Source organism: Pseudomonas sp. BLCC-B112 (genome assembly GCF_028550695.1).
Lineage (GTDB): Bacteria > Pseudomonadota > Gammaproteobacteria > Pseudomonadales > Pseudomonadaceae > Aquipseudomonas > Aquipseudomonas danubii.
The window spans coordinates 375,409-402,307 of record NZ_JAQQGK010000006.1; the positions used below are offsets into that span (position 1 = coordinate 375,409).

Here is a 26,899-nt window from a genome sequence, read left to right on the forward strand (position 1 = left end):
AAACCTGCGTCTGTCCGACCTGACGTTGCCGGGCTGTAAGGCAACGTCAGGCCGCACCCTCACGGCGCGCCGCGCCGGGTTCATGGTTTTCAAGGAAGCAGAGCGATGAACGCTGGAATACCAACCACGGCTGCCGACAGCCGTTACGAAAGATCCATGGTGCTGTTGCTGTCACTGAGTTTCGGGCTGGTGGGGCTGGATCGCTTCATCATCCTGCCGCTGTTTCCGGTGATCATGCACGACCTGCAACTGGACTATCAGGACCTGGGCTACCTGTCCGCCGCGCTGGCCTTCACCTGGGGGCTGTCCGCCCTGGGCATGGGCGGCGTGATCGAACGTCTGGGCACCCGCCGCGTGCTGGTGGCCTCGATTGCCGTGCTGTCCCCGGCCGTGGCCGGGTTTGCCGCCAGCCATTTCGGCCTGCCGTCGATCCTGTACGTGGCCCTGAGCAGCAGCCTTCCGAGGGACACCCGCAAGGGCCGCTGCGTCCGCCACTCAAACCCAGCGACAGCCTCCTGGCCCAGGTCAGCGAGGTCAGCCTGAACACCCGCCAGGGCTGGTTCTACAAGGGCAACGGCAACCTGCCCAAGACCGACGGCGAGGCGCTGATGATCCCGTATCACGCCCTGAGCATTTGCAGTCAGCCAGGCGTGTTCTGCGTGTATCTGGTGGACCACTTCAAGCAACTGCGCTTTGTCGGCTTCAGCCTGGGTCATGACATCCATGACCCGCTGCTCAGCCGCCAGGACGCCAGTTCCTGCGCACAATCACGCCTGCACCGGGACGCAGGCGCAGAACAGGTTGCGATCGCCGTAGACGTTGTCCACCCGGTTCACCGCAGGCCAGTACTTGTGGGCCCGGGCATGACCACTGGGCAGCACCGCCTGCTCGATGCTGTAGGGCCGCTCCCAGATCCCGGTGATGTCCGCCAGGGTATGGGGCGCGCCCTTGAGCGGATTGTCCTCGGCCGGCCAATTGCCCTCCTGGACCTGGGCGATCTCGGCACGAATGCTCAGCATGGCCTCGACGAAGCGGTCCAGCTCAGCCTTGGACTCGCTTTCGGTGGGTTCCACCATCAGCGTGCCCGGCACCGGGAAGGACATGGTCGGGGCATGAAAGCCGTAATCCATCAGACGCTTGGCCACATCCTCCTCGGTAATCCCGGTCAGCGCCTTGAGCGGCCGCAGGTCGAGGATGCATTCATGGGCCACTCGGCCATTACGCCCGCTATAGAGCACCGGGAAGGCGCCGCTGAGCTGGGCGGCCAGGTAGTTGGCGGCGAGGATCGCCACCTCGCTGGCATCCGCCAGTTGCGGCCCCATCAGAGCGATGTACATCCAGCTGATGGGCAAGATACTAGCGCTGCCCCAGGGCGCCGCGCTGACCGCGCCATTCTCTGCAAGCGGCCCGTCGATGGGCACCACCGGGTGATTGGCGACAAAGGGCGCCAGATGGGCTCGCACGCCGATCGGCCCCATCCCCGGCCCGCCGCCGCCATGGGGAATGCAGAACGTCTTGTGCAGGTTCATGTGCGAGACATCGGCGCCGATGTCCGCAGGCCGAGTCAGGCCCACCTGGGCATTGAGGTTGGCGCCGTCCATGTACACCTGGCCGCCGTGGCTGTGGATAACTGCACAGATCTGGCTGATGCCCTCTTCATAGACGCCATGGGTCGAGGGGTAAGTGGCCATCAGGCAGGACAGCCGATCACCGGTGGCCTGGGCCTTGGCCGTCAGATCCTCCAGGTCGACGTTGCCGGCCTCATCGCACTCGACGATCACCACCTGCATCCCGGCCATTTGTGCCGAGGCCGGGTTGGTGCCATGGGCCGAGGCCGGTATCAGGCAAATGTGCCGCCCGCCTTGCTGGCGGCTCTCGTGGTAACGACGAATGGCCAGCAACCCCGCGTATTCGCCCTGGGCACCGGAGTTGGGCTGCATGCAGATGGCATCGAAGCCGGTGATGGCGCATAACCAACGCTCCAGTTCCTCGATCATCAAGGTGTAGCCGACGGCCTGCTCCCGAGGGGCAAAGGGGTGCAGGTTGGCGAATTCCGGCCAGGTGATGGGGATCATCTCGCTGCTGGCATTGAGCTTCATGGTGCAGGAGCCCAAGGGGATCATCGACTGGTTGAGCGCCAGGTCCTTGTTCTCCAGTTGTTTGAGGTAGCGCAGCATCTGGGTTTCGCTGTGATGGGCGCTGAACACCGGATGAGTCAGGTAGGGGCTGCGGCGCAACAGGCTGTCAGGAAGACCCGAGGCCAGCACCTCGGCATCCAGTTCGGCGACGTCCAATCCATGATCCGCGCCGAGAAACACGTCCAGCAGCCGGGCCACGGTGGTTTCGTCACAGGTCTCATCGAGGCTCAGGCCCAACTGGCCACGGCCGAGAATTCGCAGGTTGATCTGCAGCGCCTTGGCGCTCTCGATGATCGCGGTCTGACTGCCGCCCACCTCCAGGGTCAGGGTGTCGAAAAAGTGCCGGTTGACCCGCGTTATGCCGTGGCGCTCAAGGCCCGCAGCGAGGATGCAGGTCAATCGATGCACCCGCTGGGCAATGCGCTTGAGGCCAGCCGGACCGTGATAGACCGCATAGAAGCTAGCGATGTTGGCCAACAACACCTGGGCGGTGCAGATGTTGGAGTTGGCCTTCTCGCGGCGGATATGCTGCTCGCGGGTTTGCAGGGCCATGCGCAAGGCCACCTGCCCGCGGGCATCCTTGGACACGCCGATGATGCGCCCGGGCATCGCCCGCTTGTACTCGTCGCGACAAGCGAAAAACGCTGCATGAGGACCGCCGTAGCCCATGGGCACGCCGAAGCGCTGGGAGGAGCCCAGGACCACATCGGCCCCCAGCTCGCCGGGCGGGGTCAGTACCAGCAGGCTGAGCAGATCGGCGGCCACACAGGCCAGGGCCTGCTGGGCATGCAACTGATCGATCAACGGCCGCAGGTCGCGGATCTCGCCGTGGGTATCCGGATACTGCAACAGCGCGCCAAACACCTGATGCGCGGGCAAGTTATCCACAGCGTCGACGATCACCTCGAAACCGAACCCCTCGGCCCGGGTGCGCACCACGGAGATGGTCTGGGGATGGCAGTGTTCATCGACAAAAAACAGATTGCTCCTGGACTTGGCCACGCGCTTGGCCAGGGCCATGGCTTCGGCCGCTGCGGTGGCCTCATCCAGCAAGGAGGCGTTGGCCAGATCGAGGCCGGTGAGGTCGATGGTCATCTGCTGGAAATTCAGCAGGGCTTCGAGTCGGCCCTGGGCGATTTCCGGTTGGTAGGGCGTGTAGGCGGTGTACCAACCGGGGTTTTCCAACACGTTGCGCAGGATCACCGTCGGCGTCAGGGTGCCGTGGTAACCCATGCCGATCAGGCTGGTCCAGACCTGATTCTGCGCGGCATACCCCTTGAGCTTGGCCAGGGCCGTCTGCTCATCCAGCGCCGGTGGCAGGTCCAGGGCGCGATTGAGGCGGATGCCCGGCGGTACCGTCTGCTCGATCAGCTCGATCCGACTCCCCAGCCCGAGGCTGGCGAGCATCGCCTGCTGCTCCTCGGCATCAGGCCCCAGGTGCCGGTGGAGAAATGCGTTGGGCTCGCGTAACTGGCTCAGGGATGGCGACGGGGACATGGCAGGCTCTCTCCGATAAGCGGCGCTCAGCGTCGATGCAACAGGGTGCCAAGCAGCATAGCAGCCGATTCTGCGCGTCGACGCGCTGGCATCCCGAGGCAATCGGTACCATCATGCAGGGCGTCCGCGCGCCAGCCCCGGTGCGCCGCAACCCCTGCTCTCATCGTCCGCTTATCGGGTGCCCCATCGTCATGAGCCAACCGCCTTTCCTGCCGTTCTCCAAACCCACCATCGATGAATCCACCATCGCCGCCGTCGGCGAAGTGCTGCGTTCGGGCTGGATCACCAGCGGCCCCAAGGTCCAGGCGTTCGAAGCCCAGCTCTCGGAGTTCTTCGGCGGACGCACCGTGCGTACCTTCAACTCAGGCACCTGCACCATGGAGATCGCCTTGCGCATCGCCGGCATCGGCCCTGGAGATGAAGTCATCACCACGCCGATTTCCTGGGTGGCCACCGCCAACGTGATTCTCGAAGTGGGTGCCACGCCGGTGTTCGCCGACATTGATCCGATCACCCGCAACATCGACCTGGCCCAGGTGGAAGCTGCTATTACGCCACGCACCAAAGCCATCATCCCGGTGTTCCTGGCCGGCTTGCCGGTGGACATGACCCGCCTGTACGCCCTGGCCCGACAACACAACCTGCGAGTCGTGGAGGACGCCGCCCAGGCCCTGGGTTCCAGCTGGAATGGCCAACGCATCGGCGCCGGTGGCGACTTCGTGTCCTTCAGCTTCCAGGCCAACAAGAACGTCACCTCCTCCGAGGGCGGCTGCCTGGTACTCAATACACCTGAAGAAGTGCGCCTGGCCGAGAAGTACCGCCTGCAAGGGGTCACCCGCAACGGCTTCGACGGTCTGGATGTGGATGTACTGGGGGGCAAGTTCAACATGACCGACGTCGCCGCTGCCATCGGCCTGGGGCAGTTTGCCCATATCGAGGCAATCACCGCCCACCGCCGCGAGCTGGCCCGACATTACTTCGAGTGCTTTGGCAGCGACTTCGAAACTCGCTATGGCGCCCAACTACCGCCGGCGGACTTCAGCAACAGCAACTGGCACCTGTTCCAGCTGGTGCTGCCGGAGCGCAAGGACGGCAAGCCGGCTCGTGCCGCCTTCATGAAGCAGATGCAGGAACGGGGCATCGGCATCGGCTATCACTATCCGCCGATTCACTTGCTGAGCCTGTACCGCGAGCGCGGCTTCAAGGAGGGAATGTTCCCGGTGGCGGAACGGGTCGGTCGTCTGATCGTCTCGTTGCCGATGTTCACTGCCATGAGCAAGGCCGACGTGGAACGTGCGGTGGCGGCGGTGAAAGAGGTGTTGCAGGCTTAAAGGGCCTTCGCGAGCAAGCTCGCTCCTGCACAACGGGAGCGGGCCTGCTTGCAGGAGCGACTTACTCGCCGATAGCGGCCTTGTAGCCGGCGGCGTCCAGCAGTTTCTCCAGATCGGCCGGGTTGCTTGGCTTGAGCTTGAAGATCCAGGCGCCGTAGGGGTCGCTGTTGAGCAGCTCGGGGCTGGCGCTCAGCTCTTCGTTGACGGCGATCACTTCACCGGCCACCGGGGCATAGATGTCGGAAGCGGCCTTGACCGATTCCACCACGCCCGCCTGGTCCCCTGCGCCAAACACGTTGCCAACTTCCGTCAGCTCGACGAATACCACATCACCCAGGGCTTCCTGGGCGTGGTCGCTAATACCCACGGTCACACTGCCGTCAGCTTCCAGACGGGCCCATTCGTGACTATCGGCAAAACGCAGGTGGGCAGGGATATCGCTCATGTTCTGTGTCCTCAAAAAGAAGTGTCAGCGGCGCAATGCCGGCTGGAAATAGTTAGATCAAGGTCTTGCCGTGGCGCACGAAGGTCGGTTTGACCACCCGGACCGGGTACCACTTGCCGCGGATTTCCACTTCGGCACGGTCAGCGGTGGCCATCGGCACCCGCGCCAGTGCGATCGATTTACTCAGCGTAGGGGAGAAACTACCACTGGTGATCTCACCTTCGCCAACATCGGCGATGCGAACCACTTGATGCGCGCGCAAAACCCCACGCTCTTCCAGTACCAACCCCACCAGTTTCTGCTTCACCCCGGACGCTCGCTCGGCCTCCAGAGCGGTACGACCGATGAATTTGCGTGACGACGGCTCCCAGGCAATGCTCCAGGCCATGTTCGCCGCCAAGGGCGAAACATCCTGGTGAATATCCTGGCCGTAGAGGTTCATGCCGGCTTCCAGGCGCAGGGTATCCCGGGCGCCCAGGCCGATGGGCGAGATCCCCGCTCCCACCAGATCGTTGAAAAAGGCCGGCGCCTGATCGGCGGGCAGGACGATTTCCAGTCCATCCTCACCGGTGTAGCCGGTGCGGGCGATGAACCAGTCACCGTCGGTGCCGGCTTCGAAAGGCTTGAGCTGTTGAATCAGGGCGCCACGGGACTGGGTCACCAGCTCGGCGATCTTGTGCCGGGCCTGAGGTCCCTGGATCGCCAGCATGGCCAGCTCCGGTCGCTCGCGCAGTTGCACCTGGAACTCACCCAACTGCGCCTGCATCCAGGCCAGATCCTGGTCCCGGGTGGCGGCGTTGAGCGCGAGGCGATAAGCGTCCTCGAGGCGATAGACGATCATGTCGTCGACGATGCCGCCGCGCTCATTGAGCATGGTGCTGTACAAGGCCTGGCCAGGGTGCTGCAAACGTTCGACATCATTGGCCAGCAAGTGCTGGAGCCAGGCCTTGGCCTGAGCGCCGCTGACATCGATCACGGTCATGTGCGATACATCGAACACACCGCAATCACGTCGCACCTGATGGTGCTCCTCGACCTGCGAGCCGTAATGCAAAGGCATATCCCAACCGCCAAAATCGACCATTTTCGCGCCGAGGGCGAGATGCAGGTCATACAGAGGCGTACGCTGTCCCATGGGTTTCTCCTTCCGGGCGTGGCGAGGGTGCGGACTGGCGCTGCTAGGGTGAAAGCCTTGAAATAGATGGCTTGCAGCCGATTTCAGCGTCCCGGCCAAACAACAGGCCGCACCGAATGCCGCGCATTGTAGCCGCAAGGTGGAAGGCTGGCACCTAACCGATTCGATGGGCCGAGCGACGAATCAGGCCAATCACCGGCAGCAGCCCCACCAGCACCAGGGTCAGCGCCGGCAACGAGGCCCGGGCCCACTCCCCTTCGCTGGTCATCTCGAAGATCCGCACCGCCAGCGTGTCCCAGCCGAACGGGCGCATCAGCAAGGTGGCGGGCATTTCCTTGAGCACATCGACGAACACCAGCAAGGCCGCGCTCAGGGTCCCGGGCAGCAACAGCGGTAGATACACTTTGAAAAACAGTCGCGGCCCACCCACCCCCAGGCTGCGCGCGGCTTCAGGCAGCGACGGGCGAATCCGCTCCAGGCTGTTTTCCAGCGGTCCGTAGGCCACCGCGATAAAACGCACCAGGTAGGCCAGCAACAAGGCGGACAGGCTACCCAGCAACAGCGGCTTGCCGGCCCCGCCCAACCAGCCGGACAACGGAATCACCAGTTCCCGGTCCAGATAGCTGAAGGCCAGCATGATCGATACCGCCAGCACCGAGCCGGGCAAGGCGTAACCGAGATTGGCCAGGCTAACCCCGGCGCGGATGCCTCGGGTCGGCGCCAAGCGTCGGGCGAATGCCAACAGCAAAGCCACGCTGACGGTGATCAGCGCCGCCATGCCTCCCAGGTACAGGGTGTGGACAATCAGCCCGGCATAGCGCTCATCCAGGTCGAAGCGCCCGCGCTGCCAGAACCACACCAGCAGTTGCAGCAGCGGGATCACGAAGGCACAGGCAAATACCAGCAGGCACCAGCCCGTAGCCGCCATGGCCTTGAGCCCAGACAGGTGGTACAGCGCCTTGCCCCGGGGCCGCTCGTTGCCGGTGCGACTGGCGCCGCGGGCCCGCCGCTCGCCGTACAGCACCAGCATCACCGCCAGTAGCAACAGGCTGGCCAGTTGCGCGGCACTGGATAGACTGAAAAACCCGTACCAGGTCTTGTAGATAGCGGTAGTGAAGGTGTCGAAGTTGAACACCGACACCGCGCCGAAATCCGCCAGGGTCTCCATCAGTGCCAGGGCGACCCCAGCGCCGATGGCCGGCCGCGCCATCGGCAGCGCCACGCGCCAAAAAGCCTGCCAGGGCGACTGCCCAAGCACCCGAGCGGCCTCCATCAACCCTTTGCCCTGGGCCAGGAAGGCGTTGCGTGCCAACAGGTAGACGTAGGGATAGAACACCAGCACCAGCACCAGGATCACGCCGCCGGTGGAGCGCACTCTCGGTAGCCGCAAGCCTGTGCCGAACCATTCCCGTAGCAGACTTTGCACCGGTCCGGAAAAATCCAGCAGGCCGACGAAGACAAAGGCCAGTACATAGGCCGGGATCGCGAAGGGCAGCATCAGCGCCCAATCCAGCCAGCGCCGCCCGGGAAACTCGCAGAGGCTGGTGAGCCAGGCCAGGCTCACCCCCAGCAGCGTGACGCCAACGCCGACCCCGAACACCAGGGTCAGGGTGTTGCTCAACAGACGCGGCATCTGCGTGTCCCACAGGTGAGACCAGATCTGCTGGTCGACGGCCTGCCAGGACAGCAGCAGCACACTCAGCGGCAACAGGACCAGGGCCGCTACGGCGAAGACCAGGGGATACCAGCGACGTTGGGCAGGATGGGCCACAAAGAACTCTCGGGCAGGTGGAACGTACAAGGGGAAGCGGCGGCGCCATCGCGGGCAAGCCCGCTCCTATGGCAGGCCGTTAAACAAAACGCCCCGCAAAAGCGGGGCGCAGTATAACGGCAGTCTCAGTTCCAGCCAGCGCGGTCCATCAAGCGAATGGCCTCGGCCTGGCGCTTGCCGGCGATCTCAACCGGCAGGGTATCGGCCACGAACTTGCCCCAACTGGCCACTTCCGCAGAAGGCGCCACCGCCGGGTTGGCCGGGAACTCCTGGTTGACGTCGGCAAAGATCTTCTGCGCTTCAGGCGTGGTCATCCACTCCACCAGCGCCTTGGCCGCCTCCGGATGCGGCGCGTACTTGGTCAGGCCAATACCCGACAGGTTGACGTGCACCCCGCGATCGCCCTGGTTCGGCCAGAACAGTTTTACCGCCAGGTCGGGCTTCTGCTTGTGCAGGCGGCCGTAATAGTAGGTGTTGACGATGCCAACGTCGCATTGGCCGGCGTTGATCGCATCCAACACCGCGATGTCATCGGAGAACACATCGGTGGACAGGTTGTTGACCCAGCCCTTGATGATCTCTTCGGTCTTCGCCGCGCCGTGGGTCTCGATCAAGGTGGCAGTCAGCGACTGGTTGTAGACCTTCTTCGCGCTACGCAGGCACAGACGGCCTTCCCACTGCTTGCCGGCCAGGGCTTCATAGGTGGTCAGTTCGGAAGGTTTGACCCGCTCGGTGGAGTAGGCCAGGGTCCGCGCCCGCAGGCTCAGGCCGGTCCAGGCGTGGTTGGAAGAGCGGTATTGCAGAGGGATGTTGCTGTCGATGACCTTGGAGGTGAACGGTTGCAGGATGCCCATCTGCTCGGCCTGCCAGAGGTTGCCGGCGTCTACGGTGAGCAGCAGGTCGGCGGTGGCGTTTTCGCCCTCGGCCTTGATCCGCTGCATCAGCGGCGCTTCCTTGTCGGTGATGAACTTGATCTTCACCCCGGTCTTCTGGGTGTAGGCATCGAACACCGGCTTGATCAGCTCATCGATACGCGAGGAGTAGACCACGACTTCATCGGCAGCATGGGCGGCGGTGCCGATGAAAGTGAGTGCCAGGGCGGTCAGTAGACGCTTCGGTGCCAACATGGGAGCAGTCTCTCAATTATAAAATGAGGCGAAATGATAAGGACTCCCATTTGCCTTCTCAACCGAACCTGGCGTCGAGACGTTACCAGATGTTGCGTAGGGTCGTCCGCCAGGAAGCTCCGCCGGCCAGCCGGCGCCTACGCTTGGGCCAGCTCCGGTAGATCGCCGCTCAGGCCAAGTGCCTGACGCACGAACAGCGCCTTGGCCTCGGGCATCTGGTCGACCATCTTCAGGCCAGTGTTGCGCAGCCAGCGCAGCGGCAACGGATCGGCCTGGAACAGCCGCTCGAAGCCTTCCATGGCCGCCATCAGCGCCAGGTTGTGAGGCATGCGCCGACGCTCGAAACGGCTCAGTACCTTGACCTCGGCCAAGCGCTCGCCACGGCTGGCCGCTTGCAGCAGTACTTCGGCCAGCACCGCGGCATCGAGGAAACCCAGGTTGACCCCCTGTCCCGCCAGCGGATGAATGGTATGGGCGGCGTCGCCGATCAGGGCCAGGCCTTCGGCCACGTAGCGCTTGGCGTGGCGCTGGCGGAGCGGCACGCAAAGCCGAGGGTCGGCGCTGAGCACTGTGCCCAGGCGACCTTCGAAGGCACGCTCCAGCTCAGCGCAAAACGCGGCGTCATCCAGGGCCATCAAGCGCTCGGCCTCGGTGGGCGTGGTGGACCAGACGATGGAGCACCAGTCGTGCTGCCCGTCCCGTACCAACGGCAGAAACGCCAACGGGCCGGTGTCGGTGAATCGCTGCCAGGCGGTCAATTGATGGGGCTGGCTGCTGCGCACACTGGTGACGATGGCGTGATGCAGGTAATCCCACTCCCGGGTGGCGCAGCCGGCCAGGCGACGCACGGCCGAGTTGGCGCCATCGGCGGCGATGACCAAAGGTGCCCGCAGGACCCGGCCGTCCGCCAGGGTCAGCAACCAGTCATCGCCGGAGCGGCGCATCTGCTCCAGGCGGGCATTGGCCAACAAACCGATGTCGCACTCGTGCAAACGCTCAAGCAAGGCATCCTGAACCACGCGGTTCTCGACGATATGCCCCAACACCTCGGCATGCACGCTGGAGGCCGAGAAGTGAATCTGCCCGGTGCCGCTGCCGTCCCAGACCTGCATGTCGCAGTAGGGGCTACTGCGCCGTGCGGCAATACCGTCCCAGGCGCCAAGGCGCTGCAGAATCCGCTGGCTGGCGGCCGACAAGGCACTGACCCGGGGTTCGAATGGCGACTCGGCGTCGAAGGGTTTGACACTCAGGGAGCCGCCATCGAGCAGCAGCACTTCCAGGCCGCTGCCCTGCAACGCCAACGCCAAGGCACTGCCGACCATTCCGGCTCCGACAATCAGCACATCTGCGCGCATTTCCATGCTTTAGGCCTGTCTCGCTTGCGGCTTGAGCCGCACATAAAGGGTTTTATCGACCCGCGCCACCAGGGTGCCGGAGCCGTCATGAATCTCTACCTGCAACTGCGGCAGGTACTTCTCGCCCGTTGCGGTCTGCTGGCGCACTTCGTCGAGCAGCGCCTGGTCAATGCTGAACCGAGCAAACACCGGCCCCTTGCCCGGGGCGATGAAGTCGATGGCCGCGGCCTTGTCCCAGACGATGTAGTCGCGTCCCAGGTTCTCCATCAGCATCAGCATGAAAAACGGGTCCACCATCGAATACAGGCTGCCACCGAACTGGGTGCCGACATAGTTGCGGTTGTACCAGCCCAGCCCCATGGAGACCTGGACTTCGCGGAAATCCGCGCTGATCTGGCGAATCCGCACACCTGCCCCCAGATAGGGCGGATACAGGTTCATCACCCAGCGCAGCAAGCGTGCCTTGCCGACACGTCGAGTCAGCCACTCACGCATCCGGACGAGTGCCCAGGCCCATGGCCTGGCGCGCGAACCAGCGCTTGGCCGGGGGCAGCAGGTCCAGTCCGAGCAAGCCAAGATTGCGCCCCACCGACAGCAGCGGCAGCTTGCTGCCGAACAGCCGCGTGACCTGATCGGAGAAACCCACGGTCAGGCTCTGGTCCAGGCGCTGGCGCTCGCGATAAGCCTGCAGCACGGCAAAATCGCCCGGCAGCTGCTCGCTGGCCAGCAAGGCATCCGCCAGGGCCTGGGCATCACGCAGCGACAGGTTGAAGCCCTGTCCGGCAATCGGATGCAGGCTGTGGGCGGCATTGCCCAGCACCACCAGATGGGAGCGCACCTGTTCTTCGGCTTCTACCAGGGACAGCGGATACAAATGCCGCGCCCCCACTTGTTTCAAGGTGCCCAGGCGGTAACCGAACACGCCCTGCAACTCACTGAGGAAACTCCGGTCATCCAGGTCGGCCAGACGCTGAGCGTCCATGCCCTGGCGGGTCCAGATCAGCGCGCAGCGATTTTCCGGCAATGGCAGCAACGCCATCGGCCCGTCATCGGTGAAGCGCTCGAAGGCCATGCCGTTGTGGGCTTCGCTGGGGGTGATGTTGGCAATCAGCGCGCTCTGGTTATAGGGGCGATTCTTGACCCCGATACCCAATTGTTCGCGCAGGCCGGAGCGGCCACCGTCGGCGAGCACCGCGAGGTCGCATTCCAGTGTGGTTTCGTCATTCAGGGTCAGGCGATAACCGCCTTCCAGAGGCTCCAGGCGAGTGACCTCCGCCGGACAGCGCCAGCTGATCACGTCCTTGTCCAGTCCTTGCCACAGGCATTGACCGAGCCAGGCGTTTTCCACCACATAACCCAGGGCCGGAACCCCTTCTTCCATGGCCGACAGGCGCGCAGTGGAAAACCGCCCACGGTCGGACACATGAATCTGCTTGATCGGCTCGGCGCGCCGGGAGATCGCTTGCCACAAGCCCAGGCGCTGGTAGATCTGTCGGGCGCCAAAGGACAGTGCCGAAGAACGCGCATCGTAGCTGGGCTGGAAGCTGCCGCCAGGGGCGAAGGGTTCGATCAGCACGATCTTCCAGCCGCGGGCCTTGGCTCCGGCCTGCAGGGCCAGGGCCAGGCTTGCGCCGACCAGGCCGCCACCGATGATGGCCAGATTGACCCGGCTCATGAGGCCTGAACTCGGGCTGCTGCCATCAGCGCCTCGATCTCGGCGACGCTTTTCGGCACGCCGCTTGTCAGAATTTCACAGCCCTGCTTGGTCACTACCACGTCGTCCTCGATGCGCACGCCAATGCCGCGCCACTTCTTCGCCACTTGCTGGTTGTCCGGGGAGATGTAGATGCCCGGCTCCACGGTCAGCGCCATGCCGACCTCCAACACCCGCCACTCGCCGCCGACCTTGTACTCGCCGACATCGTGTACATCCATGCCCAGCCAATGCCCGGCGCGGTGCATGTAAAACGTCTTGTAAGCCTCACTGGCAATCAGCTCGTCGACTGCGCCTTCCAGCAGACCCAACTTCACCAGACCGGCGGTGATCACCCGGACCGTTGCCTCATGGGCCTGGTTCCAGTGCTTGTTCGGGGCGATCTCGGCAAACGCCGCTTCCTGGGCCGCCAGCACCAGTTCGTAGATCGCCTTCTGCTCGGGCGAGAACTTACCGTTGACCGGCCAGGTCCGGGTGATATCACTGGCATAGCAGTCGATTTCACAACCGGCGTCGATCAACACCAGATCACCGTCCTTGAGCAGGGCATCATTCTGTTGGTAGTGCAGGATGCAGCTGTTGCGCCCGGCCGCGACGATGGAACCATAAGCCGGCATCTTCGCCCCGCCCTTGCGGAACTCGTAGTCCAGCTCGGCTTCCAGACTGAACTCGTGCAATCCGGGGCGACTGGCCTGCATGGCCCGGATATGGGCCTGGGCGGAAATCCGTGCGGCTTCGCGCATCACCTTCACTTCCGCCGCCGATTTATACAGGCGCATGTCGTGCAGCAAATGATCCAGGGCAACGAATTCGTTCGGCGGCTGGGCGCCGAGGTGCGCTTTAGAGCGGATCACGTTGATCCAGTCCATCAGGTGGCGATCGAACTCGGGGTTGCTGCCCATGGCCGAATAGACCCGGTCACGACCTTCGATCAGCCCCGGGAGAATGTCGTCGATATCAGTGATGGGAAACGCATCGTCCGCACCGTAGTCACGGATCGCGCCTTCCTGGCCAGCCCGCAGGCCATCCCACAGCTCCCGCTCGGCATTGCGCTCACGGCAGAACAGCACGTACTCGCCATGCTCGCGACCGGGCATCAGCACGATCACGGCCTGGGGCTCGGGAAAACCGCTGAGGTATTGGAAATCGCTGTCCTGGCGGTAGACGTGCTCCACATCGCGGTTGCGAATGGCCACGGCCGCCGCCGGCAGGATCGCGATGCTGTTGGGCTCCATCTGCGCCATGAGCGCCTTGCGGCGACGGCTGTATTCCGCTCTAGGGATATGAGTCATGGGCAGATGCAGTTCCCTGTCAGTCAGTGCAGAGAAGGCTTGGTAGCCGGTGCAACGGTCTTGTTGGTTTCGGTGAACAGCAGCAATGGCGCGACCCGCAGGTACTCCATCACTTCCATGTAGTCGCTTTCACCGTCGTCGGACTCTTCCAGCGCATCCTGTACCTGAGCGATGGCTGCAAGGTCCTGCAACACTTCCGTGGCCTCGACGCTCAGGGCGCTGCTGTCACGGGAATTGAGGCCGAAACCGGCGAGGAAACCCTGGCACCATTGGCCCAGGGCCGCGGCACGTTCGGTCAATGGCGCGTCGTCGCTGGGCAGCAGCAGGACCACGGTCATGTCGTCGCTGGTGAGCTCGCCCTTGACCATTTCCTGCAGGCCGATCAGGGCGTTGCGCACATTTTCTTGTGGCTCGCCTTCGAGCAGCTCGGAAGCGTCCACCAGCCAGCCGTCGACCTCGAAGCCGGCGCCAGCGCAACTACGGCCCAGCAACAGGCCGTGCAATTCGGCAGGAGAAACAGGATGACCGCTGCTGCTGAGCAGGGTGGCGAAGGCGTTGTACGGGGAATTCTGAATGGGCATGGGCAGCTAGGCGCCAAGCGGCGCAATGTCTAGAATGAAGGCCTTGTATCGTAGGGCGTGTCATCATTCATTGCCAGCGCCGCGTTGCGCCTTGCGCCCCGTTACAGCGGTCCGCGGGGCCTGAGGCGACGGACAGATTGCCGACCGACAGCACCCGATGCGCCAGGACTGATCGGGCCGTCCAGGCGCTGCCCAGCCAGTTGCCACTCATCAGACCAACTTCAGTGGGACACAATGGAAGACACCGACCTGCACGCACTGATGGCCAGACTCGAACTGCTTATTACCCGGGTCGAGCAACTAAAGAGTCAAAACGCACTCTTATTAGCTCAGGAAAAGACCTGGCGCGAGGAACGCGCGCACCTCATTGAAAAAAACGAAATCGCCCGGCGTAAGGTCGAATCGATGATTTCGCGCCTCAAGGCCCTGGAGCAAGACTCATGAGTTCAAGCAATAGCGTTACCGTGCAGATCCTCGACAAAGAGTATTCGATCATCTGCCCCCAGGAAGAGCGCAGCAATCTGGTGAGCGCAGCCCGTTACCTGGACGGCAAGATGCGCGAGATCCGTAGCAGCGGCAAAGTCATCGGTGCCGATCGCATCGCGGTCATGGCCGCGCTGAACATCACCCACGATCTGCTGCACCGCCAGGAGCGTCCGGATGTGCAGGCCAGCGCCACCACTCGCGAACAAGTGCGCGATCTTCTGGAACGCGTCGACCTGGTCCTGGCCACCGATTCGGACGCAAGCAAGGCTGATTCCTGACAGCGGTTGCGGTATACTCCCGCCACTCCCTGGGGTGCTTGCCAGTTGGCGATGTCCCTGAGCCGATTCGCACTACCCTGGAAGTTGCACGTTGGGCTGGTGTGCATGTCCGCTAGACGGAAAGCCTTAAAGCCTGCTGCATCTTCCGCCTTGAACTTTCGGGTTCAAGGGCTAAGTCGACAGCGGTTCGCCTGGGGAGCCTGAATTCTCAGCCAATGCCAGTTATCCATGCTGGCATTGGTTTTTCCGGGTAGGCTGTTCTGCCATGTCCGACTTTCCATAGCCTCCTCCATGACCGAACCTGCGCCGCTTTCCCGCCCGCAACTTCGACGCATGCTGCGTAAAGCCCGTCGCTCCCTGACACCTGCCCAGCAACGCCAGGCCGCCAGCGGACTGTACCGCCAGCTGGCGCACAATCCAGTGTTTCGCCGAGCCCGACACCTGTCCCTGTACCTGCCCACTGACGGAGAGATCGATCCGCGCCTGCTGCTACGTGCCGCGCAACGCCGGGGCAAGGCCACGTACCTGCCTGTGCTCAGTGCCTGGCCACGGACCAAGATGGTCTTCCAGCGCGTACGGCCCGGAGAAAAACTGCGCCCCAACCGCTTTCGCATCCTCGAACCCAGGATCAACGTCGCACGCCAACGCAAGGTCTGGGCGCTGGATCTGGTGCTCCTGCCCTTGGTGGGATTTGACGAAGACGGTGGACGCCTGGGAATGGGCGGCGGCTTCTACGACCGCAGCCTGGCTTACCTGGCGCGGCGCAAGAGCTGGTGCAAGCCGAAGCTGCTGGGGCTGGCCCATGAATGTCAGAAGGTCGCGAGACTGGATCAGGCCAGCTGGGATGTGCCGCTACAGGGCACCGTGACTGATCAGGGATGGTACTGCGCCCGATAGACGTCGCGCTGGCTCAGCGACGCCGGGACGGATTCAACGCTTGAAGGGTTGCGGCTGTTGGGCAATCTCGATCGGGGCATCGGTCTTGTTGGCCCATAAGCTCTGCGCATAACCGGTGGTCACAACGCCCAAACCGAACAAAATAACCAAAATCCATAGTAAATCCGGTTGGCGTTTCATCGATTGCCCCCCCTCGGGCAAGTCACACACGATGACAGCAACGGTTTCCATAACAGGCCGTGCAGCAGCGTCAAGCTTAAAATCCCGGCATTCTGCGATAACGTGAACCGACACGCAAATGCTGGCGTCAACCGACTGTCGGTTTGTCATAAAATCCTCCGACAACCTGCCCAACCACCCTTTGGAGGGTAAGAAACATGGCCTATTGGCTGATGAAATCCGAGCCAGACGAACTCTCGATCCAGGACCTGAACAAGCTTGGAAAGGCCCGTTGGGACGGTGTGCGCAACTACCAGGCACGCAACTTCCTGCGCGCCATGGCCGTCGGCGATGAGTTCTTCTTCTACCACTCCAGTTGTCCGGAGCCAGGCATCGCCGGCATAGGCCAAATCATCAAGGCGGCCTACCCGGACCCCACCGCCCTGGAACCGGACAGCGTCTACTTCGACCCCAAGTCCAGCGCCGAGAAAAATGCCTGGAGCGCAATCGACGTAGCCCACGTGGAAACCTTCAGCAAGGTCCTGCGCCTGGACTATCTCAAGCAGCAGACTGCCCTCGCTGAAATGCCCCTGGTGCAAAAAGGCAGTCGCCTGTCAGTCATGCCAGTGACCGCAGAGCAATGGGCGGCAGTGCTCTCTCTACGTTGAGCAACCCGCCCCGGTGTGCCGTGGCCTGGCAAGCGCAACGGCACTGGCGCCAGCTTTTTTTGCCCCGATCGCCATGCAGCCTGCGAACAATAGGTTTAGGCTTGGCCCTTTCATTTGACGAGCATCAAGCGGGTAAAAGCCTTGATACGTCAGACTAGGACGCTATAGCCGCAGGACGCAGAACACATGTCGACGAACCACCGTTCTTCCCGCCTTTTCGCTGTCTCCCTCTTGATTCTGTTGCTCGCCGCTGGTGGCTTCGGTTACTGGAAATCCCTCCAGGATCGTCTGCCGGAAGGGCTGAGCATGGGCAATGGCCGTCTCGAAGCCACTGAGGTGCAGATCGCCAGCAAGATTCCCGGACGCCTGGCGGAAGTGCGGGTCAATGAAGGCGACAAAGTGCTCCAGGGCCAACTGCTGGCCCGGATGGATACCCGCACCCTGGAAGCCCAGCGCAGCCAGGCCGAAGCCGAAGTGCTGCGCGCCCGGGAAAACCTCTCCGCCGCAGAAGCCAACGTGCAACTGCGCCAGAGCGAATTGCTCCTGGCCAATCAGGAACTCAAGCGTTCCCAGGAACTGTTCAGGCGCGGCTTCGCCAGCCAGCAGATCATCGATCAGCAACAGGCACGGCTGAACACCGGCAATGCCGCCGTGCTGGCGGCCCAGGCCCAGGTTGCGGCGGTCAAGGCCGCTATCGGCGCCGCCCTGGCCCAGGTTGCGCAGCTCACCAGCGAAATCGACGACAGCAGCCTGCGAGCCCCCATCGACGGCATCATCCAACTGCGTCTGGCCGAGCCTGGCGAAGTCCTGGGTGCCGGCGGCCGAGTACTGCTGCTGATCGATCCCAATGACCAATACATGAACCTCTACTTGCCAGCCTCGGTCACCGGGCGCCTGACGGTGGGCGATGAATCGCGGATTGTTCTCGACGCCCTGCCCAACCAGCCACTGCCGGCAAAGATCAGCTTCGTCGCGGCCAAGTCGCAATTCACCCCCAAAGAAGTGGAAACCCGTGACGAACGCCAGAAACTGGTATTCCGGGTCAAGGTGCGCCTGACTCAACCCGCCGCCGTGCCCCAGGCCAAACCGGGGATGCCCGGTGCCGGTTATGTGCGCACAGCCACCGTGGACTGGCCGGCTAACCTGCAATGAATGCCCTGGCGCTGCACGCCACCGGCATCAGCCATCGCTACGGTGCCCAGCAGGCTCTGATCGACATCAGTTTCAGCCTGCCGGCAGGCACACGCTGCGGCCTGATCGGTCCTGACGGTGCCGGCAAGTCGAGCCTTCTCGGGCTGATTGCCGGGGTCAAGAAGCTTCAGCAAGGCGAGCTCGAGGTACTCGGCGGAGCCATCTCCCAGCGCCGCCACCGCAGAAGCCTATACCCGCGCATCGCCTTCATGCCTCAGGGCCTGGGGGGCAACCTGTATCCCGACCTGTCCATTAGCGAGAACATCCGCTTCTTCGCCACCCTGTTCGGCCTGCCACGTGACGAATGCGACCAGCGCATGCACAGTCTGTTGCTGGCCACCGACCTGCTGCGCTTTGCCGAACGCCCGGCGGGCAAGCTGTCCGGTGGGATGAAGCAGAAACTCGGCCTGTGCTGCGCGCTGATCCACGAACCGGATCTGTTGATCCTTGACGAACCCACCACCGGGGTCGACCCGCTTTCCCGCCGACGCTTCTGGGAACTGGTGGAGGATGTACGCCAGCAACGACCACAACTGACCCTGTTGGTGGCCACCGCCTACATGGAAGAAGCCGAACAGTTCGAGCATTGCCTGATGCTCGACCAGGGCAAGTTGATCGCCCAGGGCCTGAGCCGGGAGCTGGCGCAGGTAACGGGCAGCGGCAAGCTGGACGATGCCTTCACTCACTACCAGGGCGACAGCGGCCATGACAATCAGCCACTGGTGATCCCGCCACGTTCTGGCAGTAATCAGGACATCGCCATCGAGGCCCACGAGCTGACCCTGCGCTTCGGCGACTTCACCGCCGTCAACAAAGTCAGCTTCGCCATCGGTCGCGGGGAAATCTTCGGCTTCCTCGGCTCCAACGGCTGCGGCAAGACCACCACCATGAAAGTCCTCACCGGGCTGATGCCCGCCACTGAAGGCAGCGCCAAGCTGCTGGGCAATCCGGTGGACGCCAAGGACCTGGCCACCCGCAAACGGGTCGGCTTCATGTCCCAGAGCTTTTCCCTGTACGGCGAACTCAGCGTGCGCCAGAACCTGGAGCTGCATGCCCGCCTGTTCGACCTGCCGAAAGCCGAGAGCGGCCCACGCATCGAGGAACTGATCCAGCGCTTCGACCTGGGCGCAATCGCCGAGCAGCAATCCGGCGCCCTGCCCCTGGGTCTGCGCCAGCGCCTGTCCCTGGCCGTGGCGGTGCTGCACCGCCCGGAAGTGCTGATCCTCGACGAACCCACCTCAGGGGTTGATCCGGCAGCCCGTGACGATTTCTGGCGACTGCTGATCGAACTGTCCCGGGAACAGGGCGTGACCATCTTCCTGTCCACTCATTTCATGAACGAAGCCCAGCGCTGCGACCGCATTTCGTTGATGCACGCCGGCAAGGTACTGGCCTGTGACACACCAGCGGCGCTGCAACAGCAGTTTTCCGGCGACACCCTGGAAGCCGCCTTCGTCCGCTGCCTGGAAGAAGCCCAAGGAGCCGCGGATGCAGCGCCACCTCCTCCGGCGGCTGCCGCCAGCCACGCCATCGCGCCTCCGCGCTCGGGCCTGAGCCTGGCCCGGCTGCTGGCGGTGGCCACCCGGGAAGGCAAGGAGCTATTGCGGGACAAGGTGCGCTTGGGCTTTGCCCTGCTGGGGGCGATCTTCATGATGGTGATCTTTGGCTACGGCATTTCCCTGGATGTGGAAAAGCTCGCCTTCGCCGTCTACGACCAGGATCAGACGCCGCAAAGCCGCGCCTATCTGGAGGCTTTTCGCAGCTCACGCTACTTCGAGGAAAAACCCACCATCCGCAGCTCCGCCGAACTGCATCGGCGCCTGCAGCGCTCGGAGATCAAGCTGGCCCTGGAAATCCCGCCCGGCTTCGGCCGCGACCTGTATGCCGGGCGCCAGCCGACAGTGGCCGCCTGGCTGGACGGCGGCATGCCGTTTCGCGCGGAAACCAGCCGCAACTATGTCGAGGCGGTACACCAGGCCAACCTCGAACTCCTGGCCGAACACAGCAGCCCGGCACTGAACACAAGATCCGCCGCCAAGCTGGAAACACGCTTTCGCTACAACCAGGACGTGGTCAGCGTCAACGCCATCGGGCCCGGGGTCATGGCGCTGATCCTGGCGTTCATTCCGGCCATGCTCACCGCCCTGGGCATCGTTCGCGAGAAGGAACTGGGCTCGATCACCAACTTCTATGCCACGCCCCTGACCCGCCTGGAGTTCCTCCTGGGCAAGCAGGCGCCCTACCTGGCCGTGAGCCTGATCAACCTGGGATTGCTGGTGGCCATGAACCGCTGGCTGTTCGGCGTACCCTTCAAGGGCAGCGGCCTGACCCTGGCCCTGGGCGGCGTCCTCTACGTGCTGGCCACCACCAGCATGGGCCTGCTGATCTCGGCCTTCACCCGCACCCAGATCGCGGCGATCCTCGGCACCATGATCATCACCAGCCTGCCGACCATCCAGTTCTCCGGGTTGATCGTGCCGCGCTCGTCCCTGGAAGGCTCGGCGGCGATCATGGGGCAGTTGTTCCCCGCCGGGCACTTCCTCGACATCGCCGTCGGCACCTTCACCAAGGCCCTGGACCTGCGGGAGCTGTGGCCTCAGTGCCTGGCACTGATCGGGTTCTTCCTCGGTTTCACCGGGCTTAGCCTGGTCATGTTGAAAAAGCAGGAGGTCTGATGAACAGGCTCGCCCATATCCTGCGCCTAGGTCTGAAGGAGCTCACCAGCCTGCGTCACGACAGTGTCTTGCTGTTGTTCCTGTTCTACGCCTTCACCGTGGCCATCTACCTGCCGGCAGCCGGCTCGGTCATTGGCGTACACAACGCTAGCGTGGCCCTGGTGGATGAAGACCACAGCACACTGTCACGACAATTGGCAGAGGCCCTGCAACCGCCGGAGTTCCAGAACCCGGTCGCCCTGCCCTACGACCAACTGGACAAGGTGATGGACAGCGGCCAGTACACCTTCGTGATCAACATCCCTGCCAACTTCCAGAGCGACCTGCTGGCCGGCCGTCAGCCGGCGGTGCAGGTCAACGTCGACGCCACCGCCATGAGCCAGGCGTTCATGGGCGCCGGCTACATTAGCCGAATCTTCCAGCGCGAGTTGCTCAACTATGCCAACCAGGCGGATGCCGCGAGCAAGGCCCCGGCCCTGCTGACCACCCGCGCGCTGTTCAATACCAACCTGGAGGGAGGCTGGTTTCTGGCGGTGATCCAGATCGTCAACAACATCACCATCCTGGCCATCGTGCTCACCGGAACCGCGCTGCTGCGCGAGCGCGAGCACGGTACCCTCGACCACTTGCTGGTACTGCCGCTGACGGCCCTGGAGATCATGCTGGCGAAAATCTGGAGCAATATGCTGGTGGTGGTGCTGTGCACCTGGATATCGCTGGAGGTGATAGTCAAAGGCGTGCTGGGCGTGCCGCTGGCGGGCTCGATGGGGCTGTTCCTGATGGTCACCGCGTTGTATCTGTTCGCCAGCACCGCACTGGGGATCTTCCTTGCCACCCTGGCCCGCTCCACCCCGCAGTTCGGCCTGCTGGCGATCCCGGTGATCATTCCGATGCTGCTACTGTCCGGTGGCAGCACACCGCTGGACAGCATGCCGCAATGGCTGCAATGGGTGATGCAGGGCTCGCCATCAACGCACTTCGTCAGCCTCAGCGCAGCGATCCTGTTTCGTGATGCGGGCGTCAGTGTGGTCTGGCCCGACCTGCTTGCCCTGGCGACGATCGGTCTGCTGTTCTTCGCCATTGCCCTGGCGCGCTTTCGCAAAAGCCTCGCCTCATGAGCCACACGCTGTAGGAGCCGACTGGCCGGCGAAAGGGCCCTCAAGCCCCACGTCGCCCTCTCGGGCGCCTTCGCTGGCCAGCCAGCTCCAACAGCTGAGCGTTACTGGATGATCAGGTTGTTGAACAACAGGTCTTCCACCACCGGCTTGCCGGTTTCGTCATTCATGACTTGCTGCACCTGCTTGAGGGCTTCCTGGCGCAGCTTTTCCTTGGCCTCGACGTTGTTCATGGTGTCGACGGTCTGCTGGGCAAACAGCGCCACCAACTGATTGCGGATCAGCGGCTCATTGGCCTTGACCGCCTGGGCCGAAGCGTCGCCGGTCACCCGCAGGGCCACGTCAGCCTTGTAGACCTTGAGCTTGGGGCCGCCATCCAGGCCGTAGTTACCGACAAAGGGCGGGCTCAGGCTGATGTAACTGACTTTCGGTGCTTCGCCTTCTTTAGCCTCTTCAGCCCCGGCTGCCATCGGCAGGGAGAGGGCCAGCAGCAACATGATCCACGCTTTCACAATTCGCTCCTTAATCCGGTTTGCGGCCTAGCATAAAGGCCCGCCCGCCTGAGCCCAAGCACAAGCTTATGGCTGCCCATCAGGGCCGGGCATGCTCGTTGACCGCCTGATTCACACTCCTACACTTATCGGCCACCACTCCCAAAGGAATAGCCCTGATGAAAGCCGTGCTGTGCAAAGCCTTCGGCCCCGCCGAAACGCTGGTGCTGGAAGAGGTCGCAAGTCCCGTGCCGAAGAAGAACGAGGTCCTGCTGGACGTGCATGCCGCAGGGGTGAATTTTCCGGACACCCTGATCATCGAGGGCAAATACCAGTTCAAGCCACCCTTCCCCTTCTCCCCGGGCGGCGAAGCGGCCGGCGTGGTCAGCGCAGTGGGCGAGAAAGTCAGCCATCTCAAGGTCGGCGATCGGGTCATGGCCCTGACCGGCTGGGGCAGTTTTGCCGAACAGGTGGCGGTGCCGGGCTACAACGTATTGCCGATTCCCGCCGCCATGGACTTCAACACCGCTGCCGCCTTCAGCATGACCTACGGCACCTCGATGCACGCCCTCAAGCAACGGGGCAACCTGCAGCCCGGTGAGACCCTGCTGGTGCTCGGTGCCTCGGGCGGGGTCGGGCTGGCGGCGGTGGAAATCGGCAAGGCCATGGGCGCCCGGGTGATCGCCGCCGCCAGCAGCGCAGAAAAGCTCGCCGTGGCCAAGGCCGCCGGTGCCGATGAGCTGATCAACTACAGCGAAAGCAACCTGAAGGACGAGATCAAGCGCCTGACCGATGGCAACGGCGCCGACGTGATCTACGATCCGGTGGGCGGTGATCTGTTCGACCAGGCCATCCGCTCCATTGCCTGGAATGGCCGCTTGCTGGTGGTGGGCTTTGCCAGCGGACGCATTCCCGAATTGCCGGTGAACCTGGCGCTGCTCAAGGGCGCGGCGGTGGTGGGGGTGTTCTGGGGTTCCTTCGCTCAGCGCCAGCCTCAGGACAACGCGGCCAATTTCCAGCAGTTGTTCGAATGGTTCGCCGCGGGCAAGCTCAAGCCGCTGGTGTCCCAGGTTTATCCTCTGACGGCAGTCGCCCGGGCCATCGATGATCTGGGTCAGCGCAAAGCGGTGGGCAAAGTCGTGGTGCAGGTCCGCTGAGGCCAGCTTCCGTCAATAGGCCACAACACCCTTGCAGCGCTTGAGCCGTGCCTCCAGGTTGCGATCCGGCATGGCGTGGCTGCGCAGGGCTTGAATGGTCTGTTCAACATAATCGCGGGTGGTGCCATAACGCCCGCAAGCGCTTTCGAACACCTGGCTCAGTACATGATCCGGCAGATTGCCGGCATAGCTGGGCAGGTGCCGCTCCAGCACAAAACCCAAGGCCTGGACCTGACTGCCATCCTCGAGACGGCAGTTGAGCCAGTGCGGACGGTAAGAGGGATAAGGCATTTCACGCTGCCACAGGGCATACAACGAGGCATCCAGATGCTCCTCCGGCAGCCGGTAGGCGAAGCCGCTGCAGGAACCGCCACGATCCAGGCCAAACACCAGCCCCGGCAGTTCAGGCGTGCCGCGATGTTCGTGGGACCACAGGTACAGACCGCGATGATAACCATGCACCCGGCCACGCATGCGCTCGACCGCCGAACACTCCGGGCGCCAGATCAATGAACCGTAGGCGAACAGCCAGACCGGGCCGCCCTTGTGCCGGGCCATGGTGGACTGCATGGAGCTGAGAAGTTGTTCGTGGGTCAGCTGCGGCCCCAGATCGAGCCGCGGAGGGTAAGCCAGATTCAGATAACTGGATTCAAGGGCTGTCATGGCGAATAGCGTTCGGCTCCCCGCGTAAAAGAAGTTACTTAATAGAACGCTTGGCAGTAACTACAAGACACATAAGTTTCAAGGCAAGTTAAGTGCCACTAGAGCAGCACTCAAGTTGAAGGCTTATATATAACCTACCGGCATTTATTTAATTAGATAAATACCGATGGGCTATATACAGAGTTATAACGAAGGGCACGGACCCGATGCAGTCAGGGCCGCGGGGCGTAGGCGAACACGTCCGCACGCATCTGATGGGCATCCATCCCGGCATTCACCAGAGCGTCCAGGGTGGCGTAGATCATGGCTGGCGAGCCGCTGGCGTAGACATGCACCGACGACAGGTCGGTGATGTCCTCGCAAACCGCCTCATGCAGCATGCCGCAGCGCCCCTCCCAACCGCACAGGTCGCTGACCACCTTGTGCAGATAGAGATTGGGCAGTTGCTGCCACTCATCCCAGTGTTCCAACTGATAGAAATCTTCCGGCCGGCGTACGCCCCAATACAGGTGCACCGGATACTTGAAGCCTTTGGCCCGGCAGTGCTCGATCAGGCTGTGCATCTGCGCCATACCGGTACCGGCAGCGATCAGCACCAGCGGGCCCTGCGGCAACTCGGCCAGGTGAGTGTCGCCGAAAGGCAATTCGACCCGAGCCATGCGGTTGCGCTGCAACTGCTCCATCAAGCTCTGCGCACTGTTTTCGCGCACCAGCACATGCAGCTCCAGATCACGCCCGCAATGGGGCGCTGAAGCCAGGGAGAAGGCCGACTTCTCGCCGTTATCCCGCTCCAGCATCAGGTACTGGCCCGCATGATAGCGGGGTGGCTTGCCGGCCGGCGCTCGCAGCCTGACCCGCCAGACATCGCCGCCGACTTCAAGGCACTCAGTGAGCTGACACGACAAGCTGCGCACCGGCAACTCTCCCAGCGCAAGGACGCCATCCCACAGCACAATGCAGTCTTCCAGCGGCTCTGCAATGCAAGTGTAGAACTCACCATGATCACGCACATCGCCGGCTTGCTGCACACTGCCCTCCACCAGCAGGGCCGCGCACACGTGACAGTTGCCATTGCGGCAGCTCTGCGGGCATTCATATCCCAGGCGCCGCGCCGCATCGAGAATCCGCTCGCCGGGCAGCGTCTCAAGCACCGCTCCGGAGGGCTGCAAGGTTACACGCATCAATCTATTCCTAACTGATTCCAGATGGCATCGATCCGGCGGGTGACCGCCTCATCCTTGACGATGACCCGGCCCCACTCTCGGGTGGTTTCTCCGGGCCACTTGTGGGTGGCATCGAGCCCCATCTTCGAGCCCAGGCCGGACACCGGCGAGGCGAAGTCGAGGTAGTCGATCGGGGTGTTGTCGATCATCACCGTGTCGCGCTTGGGGTCCATGCGCGTGGTGATGGCCCAGATCACGTCGTTCCAGTCCCGGGCATTGATATCGTCGTCGGTGACGATAACGAACTTGGTGTACATGAACTGTCGCAAAAACGACCAGACACCCAGCATTACCCGCTTGGCGTGGCCCGGGTACTGCTTCTTCATGGTCACCACCGCCATGCGGTACGAGCAGCCTTCTGGCGGCAGGTAGAAGTCGGTGATTTCCGGGAACTGCTTCTGCAGGATCGGCACGAAGACTTCGTTCAGCGCCACGCCGAGAATCGCTGGCTCATCCGGCGGCCGGCCGGTGTAGGTGCTGTGATAGATCGGCTTGATGCGATGGGTGATGCGCTCCACGGTGAACACCGGGAAGCTGTCGACTTCGTTGTAGTAGCCCGTGTGGTCGCCGTACGGGCCTTCGTCGGCCATCTCGCCGGGATGGATCACCCCTTCAAGGATGATTTCGGCGGTGGCCGGGACTTGCAGGTCGTTGCCACGGCACTTCACCAGTTCGGTGCGGTTGCCCCGCAGCAGGCCGGCGAAAGCGTATTCGGAGAGGCTGTCCGGCACCGGGGTCACGGCGCCCAAGATAGTTGCCGGGTCCGCGCCCAGGGCCACGGACACCGGGAACGGCTGGCCCGGGTGCTTCTCGCACCACTCGCGGTAATCCAGGGCGCCGCCACGATGGCTCAACCAGCGCATGATCACCTTGTTGCGGCCGATTACCTGCTGACGATAGATGCCCAGGTTTTGCCGGTCCTTGTTCGGCCCCTTGGTCACCGTCAGGCCCCAAGTGATCAGCGGACCGACGTCGCCTGGCCAGCAGGTCTGCACCGGCAGCATGCCGAGGTCGACGTCGTCGCCTTCGATCACCACTTCCTGGCAGACCGCATCCTTGACCACCTTGGGCGCCATGGAAATGATCTTGCGGAAGATCGGCAGCTTGGACCAGGCATCCTTCAAGCCCTTGGGCGGCTCCGGCTCCTTGAGGAAGGCCAGCAGCTTGCCGATCTCGCGCAGCTCGCTAACGGCTTCGGCGCCCATGCCCAGGGCCACGCGCTCGGGCGTGCCGAACAGGTTTCCGAGCACGGGGATGTCATAACCGGTGGGGTTTTCAAACAACAGGGCCGGGCCTTTGGCACGCAAGGTGCGATCGCAGACCTCGGTCATTTCCAGCACTGGGGACACCGGAACCTGGATGCGCTTGAGTTCGGAGCGCTGTTCCAGGCCGCTGATAAAGTCGCGCAAGTCGCGATACTGCATGCGTGAGCCTCGTTTTCGCCGTGGCATTCGGGGCAGGCAGTTTAGCGCCGAACCCACAGGTTCAGAATAGAGAATGTCAGATAGCA

25 protein-coding genes and 1 other RNA gene are annotated in these 26,899 nt (G+C 63.1%); 11 read left to right on the forward strand and 15 right to left on the reverse strand.

The window, feature by feature from the left end:
- Nucleotides 1-105: 105 nt before the first annotated feature.
- Nucleotides 106-543, forward strand: a complete 438-nt coding sequence (locus PQT43_RS18245) for an MFS transporter (RefSeq protein WP_267269088.1) — start codon at nucleotides 106-108, stop codon at nucleotides 541-543.
- Between the two features lie 224 nt (nucleotides 544-767).
- Here PQT43_RS18245 and gcvP read toward each other — a convergent pair whose 3' ends face one another.
- The gene (gene gcvP, locus PQT43_RS18250; protein ID WP_272754399.1) at nucleotides 768-3,635 is read right to left on the reverse strand and encodes an aminomethyl-transferring glycine dehydrogenase; all 2,868 of its coding nucleotides are present in this window, start codon (nucleotides 3,633-3,635) and stop codon (nucleotides 768-770) included.
- A 191-nt stretch (nucleotides 3,636-3,826) separates the two neighbouring features.
- Here gcvP and PQT43_RS18255 point away from each other — a divergent pair, with 191 nt between their 5' ends.
- Nucleotides 3,827-4,966, forward strand: a complete 1,140-nt coding sequence (locus PQT43_RS18255) for a DegT/DnrJ/EryC1/StrS family aminotransferase (RefSeq protein ID WP_253084071.1) — start codon at nucleotides 3,827-3,829, stop codon at nucleotides 4,964-4,966.
- A 61-nt stretch (nucleotides 4,967-5,027) separates the two neighbouring features.
- Here the strand turns inward: PQT43_RS18255 and gcvH are convergent, their stop codons facing one another.
- From gcvH to PQT43_RS18300, 9 genes are all read right to left on the reverse strand, one after another.
- Nucleotides 5,028-5,411 (reverse strand): glycine cleavage system protein GcvH, encoded by a 384-nt coding sequence (gene gcvH, locus PQT43_RS18260; RefSeq protein ID WP_102881230.1) that lies wholly within the window; start codon nucleotides 5,409-5,411, stop codon nucleotides 5,028-5,030.
- 52 nt (nucleotides 5,412-5,463) lie between these two features.
- Nucleotides 5,464-6,546, reverse strand: a complete 1,083-nt coding sequence (gene gcvT / locus PQT43_RS18265) for a glycine cleavage system aminomethyltransferase GcvT (protein WP_102862179.1) — start codon at nucleotides 6,544-6,546, stop codon at nucleotides 5,464-5,466.
- Nucleotides 6,547-6,700: 154 nt separating this feature from the next.
- On the reverse strand, nucleotides 6,701-8,317 hold the full coding sequence (locus PQT43_RS18270; protein ID WP_102881231.1) for an ABC transporter permease: 1,617 nt from the start codon (nucleotides 8,315-8,317) through the stop codon (nucleotides 6,701-6,703).
- 125 nt (nucleotides 8,318-8,442) lie between these two features.
- On the reverse strand, nucleotides 8,443-9,444 hold the full coding sequence (locus tag PQT43_RS18275) for an extracellular solute-binding protein (protein WP_123390009.1): 1,002 nt from the start codon (nucleotides 9,442-9,444) through the stop codon (nucleotides 8,443-8,445).
- A 137-nt stretch (nucleotides 9,445-9,581) separates the two neighbouring features.
- The gene (locus tag PQT43_RS18280; RefSeq protein ID WP_170001849.1) at nucleotides 9,582-10,799 is read right to left on the reverse strand and encodes a 2-octaprenyl-3-methyl-6-methoxy-1,4-benzoquinol hydroxylase; all 1,218 of its coding nucleotides are present in this window, start codon (nucleotides 10,797-10,799) and stop codon (nucleotides 9,582-9,584) included.
- Between the two features lie 9 nt (nucleotides 10,800-10,808).
- Complete coding sequence (locus PQT43_RS18285; protein WP_102881233.1) at nucleotides 10,809-11,294, reverse strand: DUF4442 domain-containing protein; 486 nt, start codon at nucleotides 11,292-11,294, stop codon at nucleotides 10,809-10,811.
- Entirely contained in the window at nucleotides 11,287-12,474 is a 1,188-nt protein-coding gene (gene ubiH / locus PQT43_RS18290) for a 2-octaprenyl-6-methoxyphenyl hydroxylase (RefSeq protein ID WP_272754400.1), read from the reverse strand. Before ubiH ends, PQT43_RS18285 begins: the two co-directional genes overlap by 8 nt.
- Nucleotides 12,471-13,805, reverse strand: coding sequence for a Xaa-Pro aminopeptidase (gene pepP, locus PQT43_RS18295; protein WP_272754401.1), 1,335 nt, complete (start codon nucleotides 13,803-13,805; stop codon nucleotides 12,471-12,473). Before pepP ends, ubiH begins: the two co-directional genes overlap by 4 nt.
- Nucleotides 13,806-13,828: 23 nt before the next feature.
- Nucleotides 13,829-14,386 (reverse strand): YecA/YgfB family protein, encoded by a 558-nt coding sequence (locus tag PQT43_RS18300; protein ID WP_272754402.1) that lies wholly within the window; start codon nucleotides 14,384-14,386, stop codon nucleotides 13,829-13,831.
- A 234-nt stretch (nucleotides 14,387-14,620) separates the two neighbouring features.
- Between PQT43_RS18300 and PQT43_RS18305 the strand changes: the two genes are divergently transcribed.
- The 4 genes from PQT43_RS18305 (at nucleotide 14,621) to PQT43_RS18320 (ending at nucleotide 16,047) form a co-directional block, all read left to right on the forward strand.
- Complete coding sequence (locus tag PQT43_RS18305; RefSeq protein WP_011064144.1) at nucleotides 14,621-14,830, forward strand: TIGR02449 family protein; 210 nt, start codon at nucleotides 14,621-14,623, stop codon at nucleotides 14,828-14,830.
- Nucleotides 14,827-15,150 carry a cell division protein ZapA gene (locus PQT43_RS18310; protein WP_016962902.1) on the forward strand — a complete coding sequence of 108 codons (324 nt, stop codon included), beginning with the start codon at nucleotides 14,827-14,829 and terminating at the stop codon, nucleotides 15,148-15,150. Before PQT43_RS18305 ends, PQT43_RS18310 begins: the two co-directional genes overlap by 4 nt.
- A gap of 23 nt (nucleotides 15,151-15,173) precedes the next feature.
- Nucleotides 15,174-15,352, forward strand: a non-coding RNA gene (ssrS, locus tag PQT43_RS18315) — 6S RNA.
- A gap of 89 nt (nucleotides 15,353-15,441) precedes the next feature.
- Nucleotides 15,442-16,047, forward strand: coding sequence for a 5-formyltetrahydrofolate cyclo-ligase (locus PQT43_RS18320; RefSeq protein ID WP_272754403.1), 606 nt, complete (start codon nucleotides 15,442-15,444; stop codon nucleotides 16,045-16,047).
- 33 nt (nucleotides 16,048-16,080) lie between these two features.
- Here PQT43_RS18320 and PQT43_RS18325 read toward each other — a convergent pair whose 3' ends face one another.
- On the reverse strand, nucleotides 16,081-16,377 hold the full coding sequence (locus PQT43_RS18325; protein ID WP_102862188.1) for a hypothetical protein: 297 nt from the start codon (nucleotides 16,375-16,377) through the stop codon (nucleotides 16,081-16,083).
- A gap of 47 nt (nucleotides 16,378-16,424) precedes the next feature.
- Between PQT43_RS18325 and PQT43_RS18330 the strand changes: the two genes are divergently transcribed.
- The 4 genes from PQT43_RS18330 to PQT43_RS18345 all read left to right on the forward strand — a co-directional run bounded on the left by PQT43_RS18330 (nucleotide 16,425) and on the right by PQT43_RS18345 (nucleotide 21,858).
- Nucleotides 16,425-16,874, forward strand: coding sequence for an EVE domain-containing protein (locus tag PQT43_RS18330; RefSeq protein WP_102881236.1), 450 nt, complete (start codon nucleotides 16,425-16,427; stop codon nucleotides 16,872-16,874).
- 186 nt (nucleotides 16,875-17,060) lie between these two features.
- Complete coding sequence (locus PQT43_RS18335; protein ID WP_102862190.1) at nucleotides 17,061-18,026, forward strand: HlyD family secretion protein; 966 nt, start codon at nucleotides 17,061-17,063, stop codon at nucleotides 18,024-18,026.
- Nucleotides 18,023-20,740: a ribosome-associated ATPase/putative transporter RbbA gene (gene rbbA / locus PQT43_RS18340; RefSeq protein WP_123390014.1), complete on the forward strand. Its 2,718-nt coding sequence runs from the start codon at nucleotides 18,023-18,025 to the stop codon at nucleotides 20,738-20,740. The genes PQT43_RS18335 and rbbA overlap by 4 nt, the downstream gene beginning before the upstream one ends.
- Nucleotides 20,740-21,858, forward strand: a complete 1,119-nt coding sequence (locus PQT43_RS18345; protein ID WP_272754404.1) for an ABC transporter permease — start codon at nucleotides 20,740-20,742, stop codon at nucleotides 21,856-21,858. Before rbbA ends, PQT43_RS18345 begins: the two co-directional genes overlap by 1 nt.
- Nucleotides 21,859-21,959: 101 nt before the next feature.
- Here PQT43_RS18345 and PQT43_RS18350 read toward each other — a convergent pair whose 3' ends face one another.
- The gene (locus tag PQT43_RS18350) at nucleotides 21,960-22,367 is read right to left on the reverse strand and encodes a flagellar basal body-associated protein FliL (protein WP_102862193.1); all 408 of its coding nucleotides are present in this window, start codon (nucleotides 22,365-22,367) and stop codon (nucleotides 21,960-21,962) included.
- A gap of 158 nt (nucleotides 22,368-22,525) precedes the next feature.
- Here PQT43_RS18350 and PQT43_RS18355 point away from each other — a divergent pair, with 158 nt between their 5' ends.
- Nucleotides 22,526-23,503: an NADPH:quinone oxidoreductase family protein gene (locus PQT43_RS18355; protein WP_272754405.1), complete on the forward strand. Its 978-nt coding sequence runs from the start codon at nucleotides 22,526-22,528 to the stop codon at nucleotides 23,501-23,503.
- 12 nt (nucleotides 23,504-23,515) lie between these two features.
- Here PQT43_RS18355 and PQT43_RS18360 read toward each other — a convergent pair whose 3' ends face one another.
- The 3 genes from PQT43_RS18360 to ubiD all read right to left on the reverse strand — a co-directional run bounded on the left by PQT43_RS18360 (nucleotide 23,516) and on the right by ubiD (nucleotide 26,813).
- Complete coding sequence (locus tag PQT43_RS18360; RefSeq protein ID WP_102881240.1) at nucleotides 23,516-24,166, reverse strand: gamma-glutamylcyclotransferase; 651 nt, start codon at nucleotides 24,164-24,166, stop codon at nucleotides 23,516-23,518.
- Between the two features lie 212 nt (nucleotides 24,167-24,378).
- Nucleotides 24,379-25,347, reverse strand: coding sequence for a CDP-6-deoxy-delta-3,4-glucoseen reductase (locus PQT43_RS18365; protein ID WP_102862196.1), 969 nt, complete (start codon nucleotides 25,345-25,347; stop codon nucleotides 24,379-24,381).
- Nucleotides 25,347-26,813 carry a 4-hydroxy-3-polyprenylbenzoate decarboxylase gene (gene ubiD / locus PQT43_RS18370; RefSeq protein WP_011064155.1) on the reverse strand — a complete coding sequence of 489 codons (1,467 nt, stop codon included), beginning with the start codon at nucleotides 26,811-26,813 and terminating at the stop codon, nucleotides 25,347-25,349. Before ubiD ends, PQT43_RS18365 begins: the two co-directional genes overlap by 1 nt.
- Nucleotides 26,814-26,899: the final 86 nt, after the last annotated feature.